Below are 22,792 nucleotides of genomic sequence, written 5' to 3' on the forward strand. Positions count from 1 at the left end.
GGTGACGCCTTCCAGGTCGACGGCTGCGGCCGACGCTGACAACCCTCCATCGGAGATCCACCCCATGACACACCGTTTGCTGGCCATCGTCGCGCTCATGCCCGCCCTGGTGGCGGCCCAGGACACCCTCACGGTGCGCATCGGCCAGGTTGGGCCCACATCCGGCCCGGCCGCCCACCTGGGCAAGGACAACGTCAATGGCGTGCGGTTGGCCATTGCCGACCTGAATGCGCGCGGCCTGCGCATTGGCGGCAAGGTGGCGCACTTCGAACTGATCGCCGAAGACGACGCGGCGGACCCGCGGCAAGGCGTGCTGGCTGCGCAAAAGCTGTGTGACCAGAAGGTCGCCGGCGTGGTGGGGCACCTGACCTCAGGCTCCACCTTGCCGGCGACAAAGGTCTACAACGACTGCGGTATCCCCAACATCAGCCCCACCGCCAGCAACCCCAAGATCACGCAGCAGGGTTTTGCTACCACGTTCCGCATCCTGGCCAACGACAACATCACCGGCGCCGGCCTGGCCAACTACGCGGCCGACGGGCTCAAGCTCAGCCGCGTGGCCGTGGTGGACGACCGCAGCACATACGGCCAAGGCGTGGCCGACGCCTTCCGAAAGACCGCGTTGGCCAAGGGCATGAAGGTGGTGGCCGAGCAGTACACCAGCGACAAGGCAGCCGACTTCACGGCCCTGCTCACGGCCGTCAAGGCCAGCGGCGCCGAGGTGATCTTCTTCGGTGGCATGGAGGCGCAGGCCGGCCCCATGCTGCGGCAGATGCAGGCTCTCGGCATGGGCAAGGTGCGCCTGATGGGCGGTGACGGCATGTGCACCGTGGGCCTGGCAGAGCTGGCCGGCGGGCCCGATGCGGTGTCGCAGGTGGTGTGTGCCGAAGGCGGCGTGTCGATCGAGAAGATGCCTGGCGGCCCGGCCTGGAAGAAGCGCTACGACGCCGCCTACCCGGGCGCCTTCCAGGGCAATGCACCCTATGGCTACGACGCCACCATGGCCCTGGCCGAAGCCATGCTGAAGGCGGGATCGGCCAACCCCAAGGTGTACGGGCCGCGCTTGTTCGAGATCGACGTGCAAGGCGTCACCGGCAAGCTGGCCTTCGACGCCACCGGCGAAATGAAGGTCCCGGCCATGACGTTCTCGCAGTACATCGCTGGCAAGAAGACACCGATGAACTGAGCGCAAGACGCAGCGCCGACCAGACCAACGGAATCACCATGACCCTTGTCCCCTGGCGCCTCGGCGCCGTTGATCTGGCCGCCCGCATTGCGCGTCAGGAACTGAGCTGCCGGCAAGCCACCACCAGCGTGCTCGAGCGCATCGGGCGGCACAACGGTCGAATTAATGCGATTGCCGATGTGATGGGCGAGGATGCCCTGGCCGCGGCCGACCGCGCCGACCGTTGCCTGGAGCGCGGGGATCCCGTCGGGCCCCTGCATGGTGTGCCGATCACCATCAAGGTGAATGTCGACACCGCCGGCCGCGCCACCACCGACGGCGTGGTGGCTTGCCGTGACCACATCGCCACGGCCGATTCACCGCTGGTGGCCCACCTGCGAGCCGCCGGCGCGGTGATCGTGGGCCGCACCAACACGCCGGCCTTCAGCCTGCGCTGGTTCACCGACAACGACCTGCACGGCCGCACTCTCAACCCGTTCGATGCCGGCGTGACGCCTGGCGGCAGCAGCGGCGGCGCGGCAGCGGCCACGGCCATGGGCATGGGCGCCATCGCGCATGGCAACGACTACGGCGGCTCGATCCGCTACCCGGCCTGGGCCTGTGGCGTGGTCGGACTGCGTACCACGGTAGGTCGCATCCCTTCCTACTCGGCCAGCGCGCCCACGCGACCGCCGACGCAGCAGATGATGTCTGTGCAGGGCCCGCTCACCCGCAGCGTGGCCGATGCGCGGCTGGCGCTGCAGGTGATGGCCCAGGGCAGCCCGTTCGACCCCCAGTGGGTGGATGCGCCGCTGGCGTATCCGCAGGACGCACAGCGCCCGCTGAAGGTGGCGATGTTCAAGCGCCACCCTGCCTTTGATGCCGACCCCAGCGTGGTGGCCGCCATTTCGCAGGCCGCCGCCTGGCTGGCCGCCGCAGGCTACGAGGTCGAGGAGATCGAGCCGCCCCATTTCGAGGAGAGCGCGCAGCTTTGGCGTCAACTGGTGATGGACGACGCGCGCCGCAGCACGCTGGCCGAGGTGGAACGCCTGGGCGATGCCGCCTCAGGCGCAGCGCTGCGCAACTACATGGCCCCGGTGAGGCCGCTGGATCGCGACCAGACGCTGGACGCGCTGGCCCGCCGCTTCGACATCGCGCGCGACTGGGCCGTCTTTCTGGACCAGCACCCGGTGCTCTTGATGCCCAACAGCTGGCAGCGCCAGTTTGCCAACGATTCAGACGACACTGAGCCGGCACAGGTGGAGCAGATGGTGCGGGCGCAGAGCCCGCTGCTGGCCACGGCCCTGCTGGGCTTGCCCGGGCTGTCGGTGCCCACCGGCTTGAGCGCCGGACTGCCTACCGGTGTGCAACTTGTGGCGGGGCGCTTCCGCGAAGACCTGGCGCTGCGGGCCGGTGCCCACATCGAGCGTGCCGCCGGGTTCTCGGCATTGGACGAGTTGGAGCGCCGGCTGGGCTGAGGTCCGTTGAGCCGGACCGGCGCAGGCGGCCGCCTGACGCGACGGACGACCACGTGCTCACCGGGCGTGCCCGTATCTTCAACATCGAGACCAAGCCCTTGACCAAACCCGCAAAAGGCGACGCTCGCATCACCTGCAAGGGAGGACGCCTCCCAGCGGACGGGCGCGAACTGGACTGGATTTGGACTTACCCCACTTCCACGGACGGTTTTCGGCTCAAGTGTCAGTCCGCGTAGATGGCGGTGTAGCAACGATGGCGGTTTGATCGCAGGGAACGTTGGCTTGAGGACGGACTAGAATCCTCGCAGTTGCAAGCAGTTTGAATTCAAGACACGCCAGACGATGGGTTGATTGAACCCCAGGCCACCGGATCCTCTCGGAAGCCCGTCCCTGCGACGGGCTTTCGTTCTTCTGGCCCGGCTGATCCTCGGCCGCTGCACCGGTGTTCGCGGGTCCGCCCATGGGCCTTCGACAGATGCCATCCCCGTGGGTCGACTTCGCAAGGACCCCCCATGGCCACCGATCACACCCCCGCGCACGCGCACGCCGACCTGCTGGCCCACGTCGCCGACAGCCTCAGCACCCGCACGCTGAACCACTTTGCCGCCGAGGCTCGGCTGGACGGCGAGAGCCTGAAGGACGCGATGGAGCGCTACGAGATCGACTATGCCTGGCACGTGCTGGGGTCGGACCGGCTGCACGACGCCACCGTGTCGCTGCTGGAGGCCCGGCTCGAGCGCCCGGCCACGGAGGCGCAGAAGACCTGCATCGGCGACGTGCTGCGCGCCGCCGCGGCCGGCCAGTCGTCCGACCTGCTGATGAGCTTCGACAACGACGTGGCCGAACGGCTGGCCACCGCGCTGAGCCCTGGGCACCAGCCCGTGGGCCTGTCGGAACCCGCCGCCATGGGGTGATCGGCGGGGCCGACCGACATCGCGGGTCGGCGTCGCCGATGCCGCCGCGGGCCCTCCCGGCCACGCCGCCCAACGCCTCAGCCCCCGAAGAACCCCAGCAGCCGCTGCGCCGTCTCGTCCGGCAGTTCTTCGGCGAGGTAATGCCCAGCCTCCATCGCCTCGCCGGTGACCGTGCCGGCGCAGCGGGCGCGCCACAGCGCCAGCGGGTCGAACAGCGCGTGGATCACGCCGCGGGTGCCCCACAGCACGAGCAGGTCGCAGGCGATCTGCACGCCGGCCTGCACCGATTCGGCGTCGAGCGCCACGTCGACGGTGGCCGAGGCGCGGTAGTCTTCGCAGGCGCCGTGGATGGCCTCGGGGCGGCTGAAGCAGCGCAGGTATTCGGCCACCGCCTCGGGTTCGTAGAACTTGTGGCCCAGCGAGCCCCAGCCGCCGAGCTTCCAACGCAGGTAGTGCTCGGGGTCGTGGCCGATCATGCGCTCGGGGTTGGGCGCCGGCTGGATCAGGAAGAACCAGTGGTAGTAGGCCGACGCGAAACGCATGTCGGTGGCGTCGTACATGTCCTTGGTGGGCACGATGTCCAGCAGCGCCAGGCACTGCACGGCCTGCGGCTGGTCGAGCGCCAGGCGGTGGGCCACGCGCGCGCCGCGGTCGTGGCCGGCCACCCGGTAGCGCTCGTGGCCCAGGCGGCGCATCAGCGTGTGCAGATCGGCGGCCATGGTGCGCTTGCTGTAGTTGGCGTGGTCGATGGCCCCGGCGGGCTTGTCCGATTCACCATAGCCGCGCAGGTCGGGGATGACCAGGCTGTGGTGCGGCGCCAGCCGCTGCGCGACGCGGTGCCACATGGCGCCGGTCTGCGGAAAGCCGTGCAGCAGCAGCAGCGGCGGGGCGTCGGGGCGGCCGCCGGTGCGCACGCGCAGCGCGATGTCGCCCACGGGCAGGCGTCGGTCGTCGAAGCCTTCGAACCAGGTCATGCGGCACCTCGCGGTCAATGGGTCTCGCGGCGGATCATGCCCGGTCGCGCGCACCGGGCGGTCGATGGGGGTGCCCGGGCCCGCAGGCGGCCCCGCGTCGGGGGCAAGGCTCAGCCGCCGGCCCGCCAGCGCGCACGGATGGCCTCGAGGCGCTCGCGGTTGACGCCGAAATCCTTGCGGCCCAGGCGCGAGGCGCTGCGCACCTGCACCACCCCCGCGGCCGGGTCGACCCAGAACTCGGCGTCGTCGACGAAGCGGAGCAGGGCGGTGCTGAACTCCACGTGCAGGTAGTCGTCGCGCTGGGTGACGAGCACCGCCCCCGGCATGCCCTGCAGCAGCGTGCGCAGCGCGCCGATCGTGGCGCGGGCATCGCCCTTCATCGGCAGTGGCTCCACGGTGGCGTAGGCCCGCATCGGGTGATCGGGGTACAGCGCCGCCTGGCTCGACACGCTGTTGGGCGTGGCCGACGGCGGCTTCAGGCGGCCGTCGCGCACGCCCAGGTCGGCCGGCCGGGTGCCGCTCAACAGGCCCAGCCGGCCCGCGGCCAGCAGCGCCAGGGCCAGGCCCAGGACACCGAGGATCAACCAGGTCAGGAAGGTGCGCATGCGGGCGATGGTAGCGGTGCGCGGCGTGGCGGCCCGGCCCCGGTCACTCGACGACGAAGACCACCGCCGTGCGCGGCGGCACCGTGAAGCGGCCGCTGGCGGTGTCGGCCTGCGCCTGCCGCGCGCGCCGGTCGGCCGCGTCGGCGGCGCGGTGCACCGGGTGCAGTTGCCACGGGCGGCCGGCCAGCGAGGCATCGCCCACGGTCTGCGCCACGGTGTCGGCGTTGACGAGGTACACCAGCGCCTGGAAGCCGGCACCGGGCAGGCCGCTGCCGTCGAGGTGGCCGGCCACCACGGTGGGCACCTGGGTCGGGCCTGTGTTGACGAAGCGCAGCCGCGCCGTCACGTCGTCGGCGCTGCGCAGGCGGAACAGCGGCGTGCTGGCGCGGATGCGCAGCAGGTCGCGGAAGGCATCGCGGGCCCACGCGATGTCGGCGGGCGCGGGCTTGAGGCGCACGTCGGCCAGCCGCTCGCGCCACAGCGGCCAGTCGCGGCCGTTGTCCTCGGCGGGCGGCAGGCCGGCGCCGTAGCCGTTGTCGGTGGCGGTCCAGTCGAGGCGGTTGAAGTGGTCGCCCGAGTCGTAGCTGTTGCGGTCGCCGCTCTTGCTGCGCAGCATGTCCTGCCCGGCGTGGAAGTAGGCGATGCCCTGGCTGAAGGCCACCACCGCGGCGGCCAGCGTCTGCACGCGGGCGCGGTCCTCGCCCGGGGTGTCGGCCGGCAGGCGCAGGGCATTCAGGTCGAACAGCGTGTGGTTGTCGTGGTTCTCGGCGTAGTTCACCACCTCGGACGGCTGGCTGGCGAAGCCCGCCGGCTGCTGCCCGCCGTAGCGCAGCGCCTCGAGCGGCCGCAACTGGCCGGTCGCGTCGATCATGCGATAGCCGCGCAGCGTGCCGGCCAGGCCCACCCGCACCCCGTCGGCCTGCCGCGCCTGCGCGGCCGCATCGGCCTGCGGACCGTGCACCCAGCCCTTGGCGTCGACCAGCGCCGCGCCGGTGTCGGCATGGCCGCCGCCCCGCAGCGCGTCGCGCCCGCGGTCGCTGAAGCTGGCGATGCCGGTGCCATTCAGGCTCAGCTGCGACGCCTGGACGAAGCGCGCGCCGTCGGCCACCTCGCCGAAGTTCCAGCCCTCGCCGATCAGCGGGATGTCGCGGCCGGTCTCGGCCTTCAGCCGCCGCTTCAACTCGACCATCAGCGCGCGCGGCTGGTGGCCCATCAGGTCGAAGCGGAACGAGTCGATGCGGTAGTGCCGCGCCCAGGCCAGCACCGAGTCGAGCATCAGCTTGCCCATCATGCGGTGCTCGGTGGCGGTGTTGTCGCAACAAGAGCTGCGCTCGACCCGGCCGGACGCGTCCAATCGGTGGTAGTAGCCCGGCACGATGCGGTCGAGCACCGAGTGGCGGTGCTGGCCCGAGGCCGGCGTGTGGTTGTAGACCACGTCCATGCCCACGCGCAGGCCGGTGCGGTGCAGCGCCACCACCATGGCGCGGAACTCGCGGATGCGCGCGGCCGGGTCGGCAGCCTCGGTGGCGTAGCTGCCCTCGGGCACGGTGTAGTGCAGCGGGTCGTAGCCCCAGTTGAAGCAGTCGACGGCGCGCGTGGCGGCCACCGCGGCCTGCTGCGCGGTGCCGTCGGGCGGGCCGGGTGGCACGGTGGGGGTGGCGCAGTCGCGCTCGGGGATGCTGGCGATGTCGAACACCGGCAGCAGGTGCAGGTCGGTGACGCCGGCGCGGGCCAGCGCCGCCAGGTGGCGCATGCCGTCGGTGCCCGGCTCGGTGAAGGCGCCGTAGCGGCCGCGGTGGCGCGGGCCGACGCTGGCGTCGTGCCAGGAGAAGTCGCGCACGTGCAGCTCGTAGACCACCAGGTCGGTGGGCGCGGCCACGCTGGCCGGCGCGCGCGTGGCGGTCCAGCCCTCGGGCTGCAGCGCGGGGGCCTCGAGATCGACCGCCACGCTGCGGTGCGAATCGGCGGTGAGCGCGAGCGAGTACGGGTCGGTGACGCGCTGGCGCACCCAGCCGGTGCCGCGCACGAACACGTCGACCAGGTAGGTGTAGGCGGGGCCGGTCGGCACGGTGCGCCGCGTGGTGGTGGGCCGCTGGCCGGCATCGGTGCCGCGCCAGACGCCGGTGGCCTCGTCGCGCCGCAGCGGCAGCCACCGCCGCGACGGGCCGTCGGGCGTGTCGTGCAGGCACACCGACACCCGCCGCGCGGTGGGCGCCCACAGCGCGAAGGCTGTGCCGCCGGCGCGCGGCATGGCGCCCAGGTCGCGCACCGACCCGGCGGCGGCGTAGCGGTCGTCCAGCGCGCCGGCCACCTGCAGCGCGGTGGCGCGCTTCACGCGGCCCCGCGCGTCCTCGTGCACCAGCAGCAGTTCGCCGCGCAGCAGCTCGGGCAGGCGGGCCTGTGCGGTGGCGGGAAGCGCCAGGTCGACACCCGGGGCCACGAAGCGGAAGCGCTCGGCCAGCGCCGCAGGCAAGGGCTCCACGGACGGCACCAACGGCACTGGGCGGTCGCCACCGCGCACCGCGGCCCCCGCCTCGACCACCAGGCCACCGTGGCGGGCGTGATGCAACCGGAAGCGATCGCCCGGCGCCACAGCCACCGACGTGCCGGGCCAGCGCAGGCGCCGGCGGTCCAGCCAATGGGCCTGCGCGTCGACCGGTGCCGATGGCCGCAGCACGCGCCAGGGCTCGGCCGCGTCGCAATCGGCGCGCTGGGCGGTGGCCGACCCAGCCAGCAGCAGCCCGCCCAGCCACGTAGCCGCACTACACCATGCACCGCGCACCGGGTTCCTTCAGCTGAGAAAGGCCGTTATGCTGCCGGCAATCAACGAACCCCACAACTCGTAGTATTCCTACAGACGCTGCCCCATGAGCCCGTTGCTTCCCTCGGCCGGTGGCCTGGCCCTGGTCGCCCTCCTGGCCGGCTGCGCCGCCGCCCCGGCGCCGGTGGCCATCGACACCACCGCGGTGCCGGCCCTGCGCCAGGCCAGCCCGCTGCAGGAGCATTGGCACCGCGGTGCGTTCATGGAGATCTTCGTGCGCGCCTACCAGGACAGCGACGGCGACGGCGTAGGCGACCTACCCGGCCTGATCTCGCGGCTGGACCACCTGCGAGACCTGGGCGTGAAGGGGCTGTGGCTGATGCCGGTGACGGCCAGCGCCGACCGCGACCACGGCTACGCCACCACCGACTTCCGCGCCATCGAGCGCGACTACGGCACGCTGGCCGATTTCGACGAACTGCTGCGCCAGGCGCATGCGCGCGGCATCGGGGTGATCATCGACTATGTGGTGAACCACAGCGCGGCCGAGCACCCGATGTTCGTGCAGGCGCGCGGCGACGCGGTCAGCCCCTGGCGCGACTGGTTCGTCTGGTCCGACGCCGCACCGCAGGGCTGGGACATCTGGGGCAAGAACCCCTGGTACCACGCCGGCAGCCGGCCCTGGCAGTTCAAGGGCGACCCGAAGGACTGGCCCGCGCCGCCGCCGCAGGCCCGCAGCTTCTACTTCGGCACCTTCGGGCCGCACATGCCCGACTTCAACTTCCGCCGGCGCGAGGTGCTGGACTACCACCTCGACAGCCTGCGCTTCTGGCTGAACCGCGGGCTCGACGGCTTTCGGCTCGACGCCGTGCCCCACCTGGTGGAGACCGACGCCAGGCAATGGAACGACCAGCCCGAGAGCCGACGCCTGGCCAAGGTCTTCCAGGACCTGATCCTGTCCTACCCCAACCGCTACGTCGTCTGCGAGGCCACCGCGGCGCCGCAGGACTACGGCCGGCCCGAGGTGTGCGGCGGTGCCTTCGCCTTCGGCCAGGTGCAGCACTACGTGGGCGCGGCACGCGGCCAGGCCGAGTCGGTGAAGGCGCTGGCGGACTTCTACCGCCGCGCGTCGCCGACGATGGCCACCTTCGTCTCCAGCCACGACATCTTTGCCGGACGCCGGCTGTGGGACCAGGTGGGCGGCGACATCGCGCAGTACAAGCTGGCCGCCGCCGGCTACCTGCTGCAGCCCGGCACGCCCTTCATCTACTACGGCGAAGAGGTGGGCCAGGCCGGCGTGCCCGGGCTGCGCGGCGACCGCCCGCTGCGCGCACCGATGAGCTGGACGCCCGACCGCGCCACCGCCGGCTTCACCACCGGCCTGCCGTTCCGCCCCGTGGCACCCAACCTGGCCCTGCAGAACGTGCAGGCGCAGTCGCGCGAGCCCGGTTCGATCCTGGCCTTCTACCGGGCCATGCTGGCGCTGCGCAACACGCTGCCGTCGATCGCCCGCGGCAGCTTCGAGCACTCGTTCGCCGACGGGCTGGTGCTGGGCTTCCAGCGCCACCTGCGCGAAGGTGCCCTGGACGACAGGACGCTGGTGCTGGTGAACTACGGCAGCACGCCGGCGCAGGCCGGCGTCAGCGGGTTGCCGGCGGGTGCTCGGTTGACCGCAGCCTATCCTGAATCCGACGCGTCCGTGCGTGCCGATGCGGGCGGCAGCGCCCAACTGCCACTGGCCCCGCAGAGCGTGCAGGTGTGGCGGGTCGGCGGCCGCTGAAGCCCTTGCCGGCACAGGGCCAGGGCCGCCCGCACACCGCGCTGGCGCACAATCGCGCGCCGCGCCCCTGCACCCTCGCCACGCCATGATCCGACGCACCGCCCTCCTCCTGCCGGCACTGGCCCTGGCCCTTCTGCTGCCCACCACCTTGCGCGCGGCCGACCCCGCCGCCCCGGCCGAGGCCGGTCAGGCGCTGCACGCGCTGTTCGAGCGGCAGTGGGACTGGAGCGCGCGCAGCTTTCCCGAATGGGCCACCTACCGCGGCGACCTGCGCTTCAACGACCAGCTGAGCGACCTGTCGGCCGCGGCCGAGGCCGCGCGCGACCGCGACACCGCCGGCTTCCTGGCTGAAGCCAGGGCCGTCCGCCGCGAGGCGCTGTCGCCGACCGACCGCGTCTCGCTCGACCTGTTCATCGACAGCCAGCAGCGGCAGCTGGAGTGGGCCGCCTTCCCGGCGGCGCAGCACATGAGCCTGCGCGTGCTGGGCGGTCCGCAGAGCGACTTCGCCGAGCTGATGTCGATCGCGCCGATGCAGCGCCCCGACCAGGCAGCCCAGGCCCTGGCGCGCATGGCCGCGCTGCCGCGGCTGATGGACCAGCAGATCGAGCTGCTGCGCGCCAGCGCCAAGGCCGGCTGGGTGCCCGCCCGCGGCGTGCTGGAGCGCGTGCTGGCGCAGATCGACACGCAGTTCCCGGCCCAGGTGGACGACAGCCCGCATTTCGCGCCCTTCAAGCGCCTGGGCCGCGACATCCCGGCCGCGGACCAGGCCGCGCTGCAGGCGGACGCGCGCACGGCCATCGCCACCCACGTGGTGCCGGCGCTGCGGCGGCTGCGGGCGTTGGTGGTGGACGAGCTGATGCCCAAGGCGCCGACCGACGGCTCGCTGAGCCGCTACCCCGACGGCGCCGCGGTCTACGCGATGCTGGTGCGCCACCGCACCACCACCGACCTGAGCCCGGCGCAGATCCACGCCATCGGCCAGCGCGAGCTGGCGCGGCTGCGCGCCGAGATGGAGGCGGTGATGCGCGAGACCCGTTTCGAGGGCAGCTTTGCGCAGTTCGTCCACTTCCTGAACACCGACCCGCGCTTCATCGCCGCCGGCCCCGAGGCGCTGCTGGCCGGCTACCGCGAGATCGCCAAGCGAGTGGACGCCGAACTGCCCCGGCTCTTTGCCGAGCTGCCTCGCGCACCCTACGGCGTGCAGGCCATGCCCGCGCACATGGGCGCCAACCGCGCCGAGTACTACAGCGGCCCGGCGCTCGACGGCAGCCGCGCCGGCTTCTTCTTCGCCAACACCATCTCCTGGCGCACCCGACCCACCTGGGGCATGGAAACCCTGGTGGCGCACGAGGCCGTGCCCGGCCACCACCTGCAGATCGCGCGCGCGTCCGAGCTGCGCGGCCTGCCGGCCTTCCGCCGAGGCAGCTGGGGCTACACCGCGTTCACCGAAGGCTGGGGCCTGTACGCCGAAACCCTGGGCTTCGAGCTGGGCCTGTACACCGACCCCTACAGCCGCTTCGGTCACCTGATGTGGCAGGCCTTCCGCGCGGCGCGCCTGGTGGTGGACACCGGCATCCACCAGCTGGGCTGGCCACGCCAGAAGGCCATCGACTTCATGACCGAGCGCACGGGCGTCGACCTGGCCTTCGTCGAGTCCGAGATCGACCGCTACACCTCCGAGCCCGGCCAGGCACTGGCCTACATGATCGGCAAGCTGAAGTTCGACGAACTGCGCGACCGCGCCAAGGCCCGGCTGGGCGCGCGGTTCGACATCCGCCGCTTCCACAACGCCGTGCTCGACCAGGGCGCGCTGCCGCTGAACGTGCTGGACCGGCTGACCGATGAGTGGATCGCGGCCGAGGCCGCGCGGGCGGGCTGAGCCGCCCGCGCCCACCTCGCCGAGGCCCGCAGGGCCCGGCGCGACGTGGCCGTTTGATCTGCGTCCAAGCCTGGCCGAATCTGCCGGGACGGGGTCGCCCTGGGCGCTCGACAGGCACCGGTGACACGCCTATCCTGACATCGACGAGGGCACATTGCCGACGCGACAGGCCGAGGCAAGTGGCCGGAAAGGCAATCATGCAAGTCGTCACGCTGCCTGAACTCGAACGCCTGCGGGCCGACCGGCGGTCGCTGGAAGTGGATGTCGCCACGGCGATCGCGAACTACCTGCTCGACAACGAAGGGGCCCTGCGCATCGGCCGCATGATCGGCAGCATGGTCGATCAGGTGCTGCAGCTGGGGGCGCATGCGCCTCCGGGCTGCGACGTGGACGGCTCGCTGATCTGCAAGCAGACCAGCTTCGCCATGTGGTCCATCTGCGGGCAGCAGCCGGGGCTGCAGGGCGTGCAGGCGGTGGGTCGCTACGTGGCCGCCGGTCCGGGTGGCCGAACCGAGTGGTTGACCGTGTGCTCCGACGTCATCCGGCTGTTCGGAGAGTTGTCCGAGAGCGCGCTGGCGCAGTCGATCTGGGGTGCCGCCCTCGGCAAGATGCTGGACAAGGCCCAGCTCCGACCCGAGCCGGTGTACGGCAAGCCCAAGGTCAACGACCAGGGCTGGGGACACCGCGACAGAAACGACAAGGAAAATCCGGCGGTCATGCAACAACCCTTCGTCGACATCCCGCGGCAGGCCGTGCCCTGGCGAGGGGTGGAAAAGTTCAGCTTCGGCGACCGCAGCGTGATCCAGACCATCGATTGGACCTTCGGCCTGCACATCGAGGGTGGAGACATTTCGGGCACCACCTCCGATTCCATCGCCGCGCTGCGCTGGGCGGGCCAGGACCGCAACAACGCGCTGTCGCAGCTCATCGCCATTGCCACCATGGTGCCCCAGGGTCACCACGCCCTGGTGGAATGCGCGTGGCCATTGACCCGGCACGGCTACATGGACTACGCGATCGGCTTCTACGGCACGCTGGTGCTGCCCGGCATGGGACACGACGCCTTGCGGGCCACCCTGGAGCGCTTCGATGCCGACCCCCGCAACCTGCACCTGCTCGTGTGCGCCGGCACGGGGCTGTCCCAGATGAACTTCCTCTTTGACAAGCCCGACGAAATCAAGGCCTACAGGCAGGTTGCCGGCATTCGCCGGGCCTACGGCTTCTGCGTGGGCGGGCGAACCGATGTGAAAGGCCTCCAGAACATGCTGCAGGCCGGCGGTGCGACGACCGAACTCGCCTCGCGGCTCTCGCGCTGGGGATAGAACGTCCTGGCCTGCGGCATGGGCCCCTCGGGCATTGGCGGCCGTTGAACCAACGACGGCGCCGATGCCAAGGCGCGGTGTCCGGTGCCCCGCGAACGGCCATGGCAGCCATCGTCTGGCCGCACCCGTCGGCGTGGGCCGGGTGCAGGGCCCGTTCAGTTCGGCCCGTCGACTGGATCGGCCCGGCGCCGGGTGCATGCCGCGTGCCTGCGGCGGACCGCTCACGCCGGGCGCGGCCTGGAACGGGTGGACCGCCTGGACGGGACGATACTGCGCCGACAGTCGTTTCCCGACGGCCTCGAGCGCCACCTGTACCGCATCCCGCCGCCAGCCTGATCCCTCGACCGAACCCGCCACCCCACCCGCCGATGCTCCACCACCTCTCGTTCGGCGTGTCCGACATGGACCGCTCGAGCCGCTTCTACGACGCGGTGCTCGGGGCGCTGGGCTTCGTGCGCGTGTGGGACGACCTGGGCCCCGACCACCCCAACCAGGCCATCGGCTACGGCCGTGAAGGCGGCGGCGATGCGTTCGCCATCAAGCACCGGCCGAGCGCCGTCGTGGCCCCCGGCCCGGGCTTCCACCTGGCCTTCGCGGCGCCCGATCGGGCCGCGGTCGACCGCTTCCACGCGGCGGCGCTGGCCCACGGTGGGCATGACAACGGCGCGCCGGGGCTGCGGCCCGACTACGGTGCCGACTACTACGCCTGCTTCGTCGTCGACCCGGACGGCTACCGCATCGAAGCCGTCGTCAACGGCCCCTGCGCGGACTGACTCGGCCGGGCGGCCACGCACGCCATCGCACTCCCAGACCCATCCCCCACCCACAGAGGTTCACATGAACGACATGGACAAGCCCGTCGGCCGGATCGTCGAGGCCTACAAGGCGGCGGTGTACGCGAAGGACGTGGCCGCCTTCGTGCGGCTGTACGACCCCGCCGTGCGGGTGTTTGACACCTGGGGCCTGTGGTCGTACGAGAAGGCCGAGGCCTGGCAGACCGCCGTCGAGGGCTGGTTCACCTCGCTGGGCACCGAGCGGGTGAAGGTGCGCTTCGACGACCTGCGCACCGTGGGCGGCCCCGATCTCGCGATCGTCACCGCCATCGTCGCCTACGAGGGCGTCTCCGCCGAGGGCGCGCCGCTGCGAGCGATGCAGAACCGGCTGACCTGGGGGCTGCGCACGTCCGGCCACGTGCTGCGCATCGTGCACGAGCACACCTCGGCGCCGATCGGCTTCGAGGACTCGAAGGCGATCCTTCAGCGCCCGTCGGCGGGCTGATCGGGCGCCGCCACGGCAGCTTTGCGGGCCTGGCCCGCGGCCGGCGCGCGCAAGGTGATGACATGGAACGGGCAGCGCACCGCGCACAGGCCGCAGCCGGTGCAACGCCCGGGCTCGTGCAGCACCGAGGTCTTGCGCCAGTGCCGCACCTCGAGGCTGAGCAGGTGCAGGTCGCAGGCGGCCACGCACCAGCCGCAGCCGGTGCAGCGGGCGGCGTCGATGTCGGGCAGGCGCGCCGCCGGGCGGGGCGCACGCGGCCGCAGCGCATCGGAGGCCGCAGGGGCCGCCTCGATGGGCTCGGCGGCCCGACCCGGCAGCGCGGGCGGCGGCGCCGACGGCCCCTCGCCTACACCGTGGGCCATGGCTCGAAGGTCTGGGGCATGTCGACGGGGCCTTCGGCGGCAAAGGCCTCGACCGAGCGCACCGTCGCCGAGGCCGGGCCCTGCCACGCCCAGGCGACGAGGCGCTCGACCGCGTCCGGCGGCCCCGCCACCAGCGCCTCCACCGAGCCATCGAGGCGGTTGCGCACCCAGCCGCGCACGCCCAGGCGCCGGGCCTGCTCCGCCATCGACCAGCGGTAGCCGACGCCCTGCACCGAGCCGCGGATCTCGAGCCGCCACACCGTCTCAGCCATGGGTCACTTCGAGGGGCATGGCCGCCAGCGTAGCGGAAAAGCCCGGCGTCGGCTGCGGCTGTGCGGTGGCCCCGGCCCGCGTCTGCGTGGATGCAGGTGAGGCCGGTGTAGGCTTGGTCTCGACCCCACTGCGCCGCGACCCATGCCCCTGCCCCCACCCGACTGCGCCCGCGAAGCCTCGCACCAGCGCGCCATCACGATCAAAGCCTATGCCCGCACCGACGGGCTGTGGGACGTCGAAGGCTGGCTCACCGACGCCTGGCCCGAGCCGGTGCCGGTGGCCGGCGGCGTGCTACCGGCCGGCGAGCCGATGCACTCGATGTGGCTGCGGCTGACGGTGGACCGCACCGCCACCATCGTCGCCGTGCAGGCCGTCACCGACGCCGGGCCCTACGGCCGGGCCTGCGGCACGATCGCACCCGACTACGGCCAACTGGTGGGCGTGCAGGTGGCGCGCGGCTACCGCGACGCGATCCGCCGCCTGTTCGGCCGCACCGCCGGCTGCACGCACATGAACGAACTGGCCGGCGCGATGGGCAGCGCCGTGCTGCAGGCGATGTGGTCGGTGCTGACACAGGACCCCGAGCAGAAACCCTTCAGCATCGACGGCTGCCATGCGCTGAAGTCGTCGGGGCCGCAGGTGGCGAAGTTATTCCCGCGCTGGCACCGGCCCGAGGGCGACTGACGCCAGGTGGCACCCAAGACCGTCTGGTCGCAGATGCATCCGCAGCCAATGCGGTGCCTCCAGCGGGCACTCCGCGCCGTGGGCTAAACTGACTCCGGGTGTCGATGCATCGCAGGTCGACAGGTTCATGCGTCGGTCGGGCCGCCACGCGGATCAAGGATGACCATGAACTCGACGCAGGAGCCGGCGATGCAAGTCATCGCGGCCATCATCTTTGCCGTGGCGCTCGTCCACACCTTCGCTGCCAAGCAGTTCGAGCGCCTCGCCCACCGTTACCCCAAGCACGCGGGCCTCTTCCACCTGGTCGGCGAAGTCGAGGTCGTCTTCGGGTTCTGGGCCATCGTGCTCGTCCTGGTCATGGCCCTGGCCACCGGCGGCGGCGACGCACTGGCCTACGCCGAGTCCAGGAACTACACCGAACCACTCTTCGTGTTCGTCGTCATGGTCGTTGCGGCCTCGCGGCCGGTGCTGACGACGGTGCTGTGGCTGGTGCGCCTGGCGGCCGGCGCCATGCCGTTGCCGACACCACTGGCCACCGCCTGGTTGGGTCTGGCCGCCGTGCCACTGCTCGGCTCGCTCATCACCGAGCCGGCCGCGATGACGATCGCGGCCCTGATGCTGGCGCCGCAGATCTTCCGTCCCGACATGCCCGAGCCCATCAAGTACCTGTCGATCGGTGTGCTGTTCGTCAATGTTTCGATCGGCGGGACCATGACATCGTATGCCGCTCCGCCGGTGCTGATGGTCGCGTCCACCTGGCAGTGGGACAGTGCCTTCATGTTTGCAAACTTCGGCTGGAAGGCCGCGCTGGCGGTGATCGTCAACGCCACGGTCTGCGCCTTCGCTCTGCGTGCCCATGTGATTCCGGCGCCGGCGCCCGCGACCGATGCAGACATCGAAGTCCCCGTGCCGAAGACGGTTGCTGCCGTGCACCTGGGCTTGCTGGCAGGCGTGGTCCTGCTGGCACACCACCCGGTGGCCTTCCTCGGCCTGTTCCTGATGTTCCTGGGGTTCACGCAGGCCTACGGTCGCTACCAGAGTCCGCTGATCCTGAAGGAGGCCCTGCTGGTCGCCTTCTTCCTCGCCGGGCTGGTGGTGCTGGGCGGCATGCAAAGCTGGTGGCTGCAGCCGATCGTGTCGAGCCTGGAGCCCCTGGCCCTGTTCATCGGCGCCCTGGGCCTGACCGCCATCACGGACAACGCGGCGCTCACCTACCTCGGCTCGCAGATCGCCGGCATCTCCGATTCATCGAAGTACATGCTGGTGGCCGGGGCGGTCGCCGGCGGCGGCCTCACCGTCATTGCCAACGCGCCGAACCCGGCGGGCGTCGCGCTGCTCCGGCGGGGTTTTGCCGACGAGTCCATCGGCGCCGGCGGGCTGCTTCTGGGCGCGGCGGGCCCGACGGTCGTGGCTGCCCTCGCCTTCTTGCTGCTGTGATGGCGGCGGCGTGTGCCGCAGCGCCAGCGGGCCTCATTCGCGATGGACGAACAGCACGTAGACGTTGATCAGGTACACCGCCAGCAGCGCGGCGCTCACGACGCTCATGGTGCGCAGGACACGTCCGTGCGGGCGATAGACCAGGCCCACGATGACGGCACCGGACATCATGGCGGCCGAGAACGCCGTCACCGCATGCATCGGCGACACGTCCGCGAGGAGGGATCCCTTCGTGTAGAACACATCGTCGACCGCGATGATGAGAAGGTCGAACAGGTTGCTGCCCAACAGGCCACCGATGGCCATGTCGAGCGCCCTCAGCCGAAGTGCCGCCAGCGTGACGACGACCTCGGGCAACGAGGTGGCGCCCGCCACCAGCAGGGTGCCCACGAAGGTCCGTGACCACCCCATCTCGTCGGCGATGCGGCTGCCGGCAATGGGCAGCCAGACCCCCGCAAGGGCCACGATGCCGGCGAAGAGCGCGAACTGCCATGCGGCAGTGCGCAGGCTCAGTCCGGCATGGCGCGGTTCACCCGCCGGCTCCCGGGTGCTCGCCTGGCGCCGCTCGTACGAGAACACGCTGCCCATCGCCAGCAGGTACAGCACCCCCAGCAGCGGGGTGTAGCCACCCACCCAGCCAAGTCCCGGCAGCACGTGTTCGCGCTCCAGCAGCACACTGGCGCCGACCACGCCCAGCAGGATGACGCCGAACCCGGCCGACAGGATGTGGCCCGTGCCGGCACGGAGGTAGATCGTGTCCGGGCGGTGCAGCACGTCGAGCATCACCAGCAGCGCCAGGTTGAAGACCGTGCTGCCCAGGACATCGCCCACCGCAATGTCGGGCGACTGTGCCGCCGTGACCGCGCTGATGCCGGTGGCGAGTTCGGGCAGCGAGGTCACCGCGGCCAGCAGCAGCAGCCCGACCCAGGAACCGGACATGCCGGTCTTCTCGCCGATGGCATCGGCCAGGCGAGTCAGCCGGGCACCGGCGTAGGCAATGGCCAGTGCACAGGCTGCGAGTTGAAGCCAGTCGTATCCCATGGCGGACCATTCTGGGGCCGGCGATCGGTTCGGCACCAACGCACGGCGAGGCCGGCACGGCACGGGGTGTCGAGCGGACAATCGCCGCATGTCCGAAGTCCAGCGCAACGACCTGCCGAACCTGGCACGTCTGCCCATGCTGACGCCCCTGCCATGGGCGGTGGTCGTGGGCTATGTGCTCGTCTTCCTGATCCTGGACTGGGCCAGCTTCATCCGGCCTCTGCAAGGGCTGAACATCACGCCCTGGAATCCGCAGCCGGCGCTGGCCGTGGCACTGCTGATGGCCAGCCGGCGCCTGTGGTGGGTGGTGATCGGCGGGCTGCTGGCGGCCGAGGTGCTGGTGCGCGGGATACCGGGAGACGTCGTCGTGGTCACGCTGGCCGCGGCCGCCTTGACCTGCAGCTACCTTGCGATGGCAGCGGCACTGGAACGCAAGCTGGGTGACGGCTGGCGGGTCTCGACCGGGCGCGATGTGGCCTGGTTCCTGGCCATCATCGCGCTGGGCGCATTGCTCAGTGGTGTGGTCTATGTCGGCACCTATGCGGCGGGCGGCGTCCTGCCACCCGGCCCGGCCTGGGCCGCGCTGGCCCGCTACTGGGTGGGCGATGCGGTGGGCATGACGGTCACGCTGCCCATCCTGCTGGTGGCGATGGACGCCGATCGGCGCGAGACGCTGATGCAGACGTTGCGGCAAGGCCAGTGGTGGTTGACCGCCGTGTCGATCGCCATGCTGCTGGGCCTGCTGTCTGGAGGGGATGAGGAGAGTTTCAACTACGCCTACCTCCTGCTCCTGCCGGTCATCTGGGCCTCGATGCGATTCGGCATCGCTGGCGCGGTGCTGGCTGCGGCGCTGACCCAGATCGGCCTGATCGTGGCGATGCAGATCGGCGCGCACCAGGACGGGTTCGTCGTCGAACTGCAGCTGCTGATGGCCGCCATCACCACCACCGGCTTGCTGCTGGGTGTCACGGTCGACGAGCGCGCACGCTCGGACGCCGAACTGCGCAGCAGTCTGCGCATGGCCGCAGCGGGCCAGATGTCTGCCGCACTGGCCCATGAACTCAGCCAGCCGCTGACGGCGCTGGCCACCTACGCGCAGACCTGCGAGCTGCTCGTGGCAGACCCGGCGTCGCTGACGCCGGACCGACAGGCCCTGCTGGTCGACGTCACCCGCCGCATCTCGGCCGACGCCAGGCGCGCCGGCGATGTCGTCAAGCGCTTGCGCGACTTCTTCCAGACGGGGGCAACCCACCTGCAGGCCTGCGACATGGCCCAGCTCGTGCAGGCCGAACTGCAGGCCCAGCAGCGCCGTGCCGACACCTCGGCGATTCGCTTGACGTCGCCTGCACCGGGCGGCCTGCCCAAGGTCTGGGTGGACGAGGTCCAGATCCAGGTGGTGCTTCGCAACCTGGTGGGCAACGCGCTGGATTCGGCAAGCGCACGGGGCGAACCCGGCGAGGTGACGGTTCGCCTGAGTGCAGACAGCTCGGAGATCCTCGTCGAAGTGTTGGACAGCGGCAGCGGCGTCACGCCGACGCAGGCGCTTTCGGTCTTCGAACCGGGCACCTCGACCAAGGTCGGTGGCATGGGCGTGGGCCTGGGCATCTGCCGGGCGATCGTCGAGGCTCACGGCGGCCGACTCTGGGCTCTGCCGGGCCCGGTCGGTCACTTCTGCTTTACCCTCGCGCGGGAAGGCGAAGAGGCTGACGGGCCGACCTCCTGAGGATCACGACCACATGCACCGCGAGACGGTCTTCATCATCGACGACGATGCCTCGGTTCGCGATGCGTTGATGTTGCTGCTGAGCTTGCGCGGGCATGTCGGTGCGGCGTTCGCCTCGGCGGAAGACTTTCTTTCCGCCTTGCAGCCGAACTGGCGTGGTTGCCTGGTGGTGGACATCCGGATGTCCGGCATGAGCGGCCTGCAATTGCAGGCGTTCCTGCGCGAGCAGGGGCTGCCGCTGCCGGTCATCATCATCACGGCGCACGGGGACGTGGCGGCTGCACGGCAGGCGTTCATGGCCGATGCCGTGGATTTCCTCGAAAAGCCGTTCGACGGCGAGCAACTGCTGCGTGCCGTCGAGTCCGCCCTGGCCGGGGTCCGTGCGGTGGCGACTGCACAGGTCGCGCCCTGTGCGGAGGCCGTGGCGCCACGCAGGGCGCCGCACGGCACTCTCACGCCTACTGCCGCGGTGCTGTCGCCACGCGAGCATGAGGTGATGGGCCTGCTCGTGCAAGGCCTGCACAACCGGCGCATCGCCGAGGAACTGGGGATCAGCCACAGGACGGTGGAGGTCCACAAGGCGCGCGTGCTCGACAAGCTGGGCGTGCGCAGCGTCGTCGAGCTCGTCCGCCTGGTCGACCGCAAGCTTGACCGCAGCGTCGACGACTGAGCACGCACGCGGCGCAGCGCGCCGCTGACAAGACTCGTACGGGCGCGCCCGTACGAGCGCGCGCGAATTTCCAGGAGCGCAGGTTCTCCCTACCCTCGACGGGCAGATGGAGACACCCCGTGAAGCGGCCGCGCCCCAACATCCACGCCCTGCGCAAGCGCTGGGCGGTGGTCCTTCGATGAAACGGCTTTGGCCGGCGCTGCTGCCTGAACTGCGGCAGTTTCCGGAAACCGAGCGCGACCAGGCGCTGCAGCAGGCCAGACAGACCTCGCTCGACGTGATCGAGCTGGTGGGCATGGCCGTGGGCCTGGTGGTCGTGACGGCGCTGACCAAGTACAGCGTGCCCGAGCCGTCCATGGCGTCGCGGTTCGGGCTGGCCTTGATCAACTTCGCGGTCGCGATGCCCTTGCTCGTGGCCGTGCTCGGCCCTTTCCATCTGCGCCGGCTGCGCCGCGGCCTTCGCCTCCAGCTGCAGAACCGAGGTCGTCGATGAACCCCACGGCCGTCCAGTGGGCCGGGGCGATCATCTTTGCGATCGCCATCGTCCACACCTTCTCGACGAAGTATTTCGAGAAACTGGCCCATGCCCGTCCTGCCCACGCGGGCATCTTTCACCTGCTTGGAGAAGTCGAGGCGGTGTTCGGCTTCTGGGCCATGGTGCTGATGGTCACGATGGTCGTCCTGGTCGACACCAGGACGACCACCCAGTACCTGGACACACGCAACTTCACCGAGCCGATGTTCGTGTTCGCGATCATGGTGGTCGCCGGCAGCCGGTCGGTGCTGCACATGGCTCGCCGCCTGGTCGAAGCCATCTCGCGCTTTGCGCCGCTGCCAGGGTCGCTGGGCTTCTACTTCCTGACCTTGTCCGTCGTGCCCTTGCTCGGGTCGTTCATCACCGAGCCGGCTGCCATGACGCTGGCCGCGCTCATGCTGCGCGACCGGCTGTACACGGCCGGCATCTCGCTGAAGCTCAAGTACGCCACGCTGGGCCTGCTGTTCGTCAATGTGTCGATCGGTGGGGCGCTCACGCCGTTCGCGGCGCCGCCCGTGCTGATGGTCGCGGGCAAGTGGAACTGGGACCTGTTCTACATGCTGACGCATTTCGGCTGGAAGATGGCCCTGGCCGTGGGCGTCAATGCCGGGATCACGACGCTGGTCTTCCGCAGGGAACTGTCCGCCATGGCCAAGGCGCAGCCCAGCACCGCAGGGCTCGTCCCAGGCCCGGTGCTGCTGGTGCATCTGGTGTTCCTGGCGGGCATCGTCGCCTTCGCGCACCACCCGGCGGTCTTCATGGGGCTGTTCCTGTTCTTCATGGGCTTCGCTGGGGCCTACCCGCAGTACCAGGACCGCCTGATCCTGCGCGAAGGTCTGCTGGTGGCCTTCTTCCTGGCGGGCCTGGTGGTTCTCGGTGGCCAGCAGCAGTGGTGGCTGGAGCCCTTGCTGCGCAGCCTGAACGCAGACACCGTCTACTTCGGCGCCACCGCACTCACGGCGGTCACCGACAACGCGGCCCTCACCTACCTGGCCTCGCAAGTCGAAGGTCTGAGCGAGGAGTTCAAGCGCGCGGTGGTGGCCGGGGCCATCACGGGCGGTGGCCTGACCGTGATCGCCAATGCACCCAACCCGGCGGGCTACGCCATCCTGCGCGGCCAGTTCGAGGATGAAGCGATCAGCCCCCTGGGCCTGTTCATCGCAGCGTTGCCGCCGACGCTCACAGCGATCCTGGCTTTCAGGCTGCTTTAGGAGACGTTCATGCTGGATGCTGCCCTGAGCTCCTGGTCGGCCTGGTGGGACACGGTGTCCCCCAGCGTCGCTTTCCTCCTGGCACTGCCCTTCGCCGTGGCCGCAGCCGGGCTGCTGGGCGATGCCGTGCGACGGCGTTGCCGCGGCCGCTGAGCGAGCCATCGACGGCGGCTCGGGTTCAGCGCATCGGGCGCCGGGTGCGGGCCTGGCCGGCGGGCCAAGGGGTGGCTTGTTCGGCGCCAGCCGAGCCGGCCACTGCACCGGACGTTTCCTCGGCTCCGCAGTGGCCAGTCCGAATGCCGTCGCGTGGTCGCTGCGACCATCGCCGCGCGGAAGGGCCGGGGCTCGCCCGTGGGCGGGACATCTTCACGGCAAAGGGTCATCGAAGGCCGCCTGTGTGGGCCAACGCACAGACGGACCGTGGCCGGCCGCGTACACACGGGCGCCTCACCATCCCAGAAGGTTTCCCGATGTCCAATGCCATTGCCGCCCACAAGCACCGAACCCGGCTCCACGTCCTGCGCGACCGCCTGAAGCGCGCGCTGCGCGACGAGAAGCGTGGCCTGGCCGGCGCGGCCGAGCGGGTGATCGCCCACCGCGCCAAGCGCGTCGAGTACCGCGCCGCGAATCCGTAAGCAGCACCGACAAACGGCGTTGGCCCGTCGCGGCCGCGCCGGGGGTGGCCCGATCTACCGCCCGA

At 70.9% G+C, this 22,792-nt stretch carries 22 protein-coding genes; 16 read left to right on the forward strand and 6 right to left on the reverse strand.

Annotation, left to right across the window (positions count from 1 at the left end; translation table 11 throughout):
- Positions 1-64: 64 nt before the first annotated feature.
- From EOINJALH_RS23520 to EOINJALH_RS23530, 3 genes are all read left to right on the forward strand, one after another.
- Positions 65-1,186 carry a branched-chain amino acid ABC transporter substrate-binding protein gene (locus tag EOINJALH_RS23520; RefSeq protein WP_088284717.1) on the forward strand — a complete coding sequence of 374 codons (1,122 nt, stop codon included), beginning with the start codon at positions 65-67 and terminating at the stop codon, positions 1,184-1,186.
- A 38-nt stretch (positions 1,187-1,224) separates the two neighbouring features.
- Positions 1,225-2,643 (forward strand): amidase, encoded by a 1,419-nt coding sequence (locus EOINJALH_RS23525; protein ID WP_088284718.1) that lies wholly within the window; start codon positions 1,225-1,227, stop codon positions 2,641-2,643.
- Positions 2,644-3,155: 512 nt separating this feature from the next.
- Entirely contained in the window at positions 3,156-3,557 is a 402-nt protein-coding gene (locus EOINJALH_RS23530; RefSeq protein ID WP_088284720.1) for a hypothetical protein, read from the forward strand.
- A gap of 77 nt (positions 3,558-3,634) precedes the next feature.
- Here the strand turns inward: EOINJALH_RS23530 and EOINJALH_RS23535 are convergent, their stop codons facing one another.
- From EOINJALH_RS23535 to EOINJALH_RS23545, 3 genes are all read right to left on the reverse strand, one after another.
- A complete protein-coding gene (locus EOINJALH_RS23535) occupies positions 3,635-4,531 on the reverse strand; it encodes an alpha/beta fold hydrolase (RefSeq protein ID WP_088284722.1) in 897 nt (298 codons plus the stop codon).
- Between the two features lie 110 nt (positions 4,532-4,641).
- The gene (locus EOINJALH_RS23540) at positions 4,642-5,136 is read right to left on the reverse strand and encodes a DUF1499 domain-containing protein (protein ID WP_088284724.1); all 495 of its coding nucleotides are present in this window, start codon (positions 5,134-5,136) and stop codon (positions 4,642-4,644) included.
- Positions 5,137-5,179: 43 nt separating this feature from the next.
- Positions 5,180-7,918: an alpha-1,6-glucosidase domain-containing protein gene (locus EOINJALH_RS23545; RefSeq protein ID WP_088284726.1), complete on the reverse strand. Its 2,739-nt coding sequence runs from the start codon at positions 7,916-7,918 to the stop codon at positions 5,180-5,182.
- An 85-nt stretch (positions 7,919-8,003) separates the two neighbouring features.
- Here EOINJALH_RS23545 and EOINJALH_RS23550 point away from each other — a divergent pair, with 85 nt between their 5' ends.
- The 5 genes from EOINJALH_RS23550 to EOINJALH_RS23570 all read left to right on the forward strand — a co-directional run bounded on the left by EOINJALH_RS23550 (position 8,004) and on the right by EOINJALH_RS23570 (position 14,156).
- Entirely contained in the window at positions 8,004-9,677 is a 1,674-nt protein-coding gene (locus tag EOINJALH_RS23550; RefSeq protein WP_088284728.1) for an alpha-amylase family glycosyl hydrolase, read from the forward strand.
- Between the two features lie 85 nt (positions 9,678-9,762).
- A complete protein-coding gene (locus tag EOINJALH_RS23555) occupies positions 9,763-11,556 on the forward strand; it encodes a DUF885 family protein (protein ID WP_088284730.1) in 1,794 nt (597 codons plus the stop codon).
- Between the two features lie 53 nt (positions 11,557-11,609).
- Positions 11,610-12,878 carry a hypothetical protein gene (locus tag EOINJALH_RS23560; RefSeq protein ID WP_144290141.1) on the forward strand — a complete coding sequence of 423 codons (1,269 nt, stop codon included), beginning with the start codon at positions 11,610-11,612 and terminating at the stop codon, positions 12,876-12,878.
- Between the two features lie 368 nt (positions 12,879-13,246).
- Positions 13,247-13,651, forward strand: a complete 405-nt coding sequence (locus tag EOINJALH_RS23565; protein WP_088284734.1) for a VOC family protein — start codon at positions 13,247-13,249, stop codon at positions 13,649-13,651.
- Positions 13,652-13,715: 64 nt separating this feature from the next.
- Positions 13,716-14,156, forward strand: a complete 441-nt coding sequence (locus EOINJALH_RS23570; protein ID WP_199873467.1) for a nuclear transport factor 2 family protein — start codon at positions 13,716-13,718, stop codon at positions 14,154-14,156.
- Here the strand turns inward: EOINJALH_RS23570 and EOINJALH_RS23575 are convergent.
- A complete protein-coding gene (locus EOINJALH_RS23575) occupies positions 14,135-14,518 on the reverse strand; it encodes a 4Fe-4S dicluster domain-containing protein (protein ID WP_088284736.1) in 384 nt (127 codons plus the stop codon). The genes EOINJALH_RS23570 and EOINJALH_RS23575 overlap by 22 nt on opposite strands.
- Positions 14,503-14,790 (reverse strand): acylphosphatase, encoded by a 288-nt coding sequence (locus EOINJALH_RS23580; RefSeq protein ID WP_088284738.1) that lies wholly within the window; start codon positions 14,788-14,790, stop codon positions 14,503-14,505. Before EOINJALH_RS23580 ends, EOINJALH_RS23575 begins: the two co-directional genes overlap by 16 nt.
- 142 nt (positions 14,791-14,932) lie before the next feature.
- Between EOINJALH_RS23580 and EOINJALH_RS23585 the strand changes: the two genes are divergently transcribed.
- Both EOINJALH_RS23585 and EOINJALH_RS23590 read left to right on the forward strand, forming a co-directional pair.
- On the forward strand, positions 14,933-15,475 hold the full coding sequence (locus EOINJALH_RS23585) for a DUF2889 domain-containing protein (protein WP_088284740.1): 543 nt from the start codon (positions 14,933-14,935) through the stop codon (positions 15,473-15,475).
- 165 nt (positions 15,476-15,640) lie between these two features.
- The gene (locus EOINJALH_RS23590; RefSeq protein WP_088284778.1) at positions 15,641-16,912 is read left to right on the forward strand and encodes a putative Na+/H+ antiporter; all 1,272 of its coding nucleotides are present in this window, start codon (positions 15,641-15,643) and stop codon (positions 16,910-16,912) included.
- A 33-nt stretch (positions 16,913-16,945) separates the two neighbouring features.
- Here the strand turns inward: EOINJALH_RS23590 and EOINJALH_RS23595 are convergent, their stop codons facing one another.
- Entirely contained in the window at positions 16,946-17,953 is a 1,008-nt protein-coding gene (locus EOINJALH_RS23595; protein ID WP_088284742.1) for a sodium:calcium antiporter, read from the reverse strand.
- A gap of 88 nt (positions 17,954-18,041) precedes the next feature.
- On the opposite strand from EOINJALH_RS23595, the gene EOINJALH_RS23600 reads away from it, so the two are divergent.
- The 6 genes from EOINJALH_RS23600 to EOINJALH_RS31940 all read left to right on the forward strand — a co-directional run bounded on the left by EOINJALH_RS23600 (position 18,042) and on the right by EOINJALH_RS31940 (position 22,727).
- Positions 18,042-19,676 (forward strand): MASE1 domain-containing protein, encoded by a 1,635-nt coding sequence (locus EOINJALH_RS23600; protein ID WP_234414004.1) that lies wholly within the window; start codon positions 18,042-18,044, stop codon positions 19,674-19,676.
- 13 nt (positions 19,677-19,689) lie between these two features.
- Positions 19,690-20,346 carry a response regulator transcription factor gene (locus EOINJALH_RS23605; protein ID WP_088284744.1) on the forward strand — a complete coding sequence of 219 codons (657 nt, stop codon included), beginning with the start codon at positions 19,690-19,692 and terminating at the stop codon, positions 20,344-20,346.
- Positions 20,347-20,524: 178 nt separating this feature from the next.
- On the forward strand, positions 20,525-20,839 hold the full coding sequence (locus EOINJALH_RS23610; RefSeq protein ID WP_088284746.1) for a hypothetical protein: 315 nt from the start codon (positions 20,525-20,527) through the stop codon (positions 20,837-20,839).
- Entirely contained in the window at positions 20,836-22,092 is a 1,257-nt protein-coding gene (locus EOINJALH_RS23615) for a putative Na+/H+ antiporter (protein ID WP_088284748.1), read from the forward strand. Before EOINJALH_RS23610 ends, EOINJALH_RS23615 begins: the two co-directional genes overlap by 4 nt.
- Before the next feature lie 9 nt (positions 22,093-22,101).
- Positions 22,102-22,245 (forward strand): hypothetical protein, encoded by a 144-nt coding sequence (locus EOINJALH_RS31935; protein WP_158219869.1) that lies wholly within the window; start codon positions 22,102-22,104, stop codon positions 22,243-22,245.
- A gap of 317 nt (positions 22,246-22,562) precedes the next feature.
- Positions 22,563-22,727, forward strand: a complete 165-nt coding sequence (locus EOINJALH_RS31940) for a hypothetical protein (RefSeq protein ID WP_158219870.1) — start codon at positions 22,563-22,565, stop codon at positions 22,725-22,727.
- Positions 22,728-22,792 lie beyond the last annotated feature (65 nt).

Source organism: Ideonella sp. A 288, assembly GCF_002198735.1.
Taxonomy (GTDB): domain Bacteria; phylum Pseudomonadota; class Gammaproteobacteria; order Burkholderiales; family Burkholderiaceae_C; genus Pseudaquabacterium.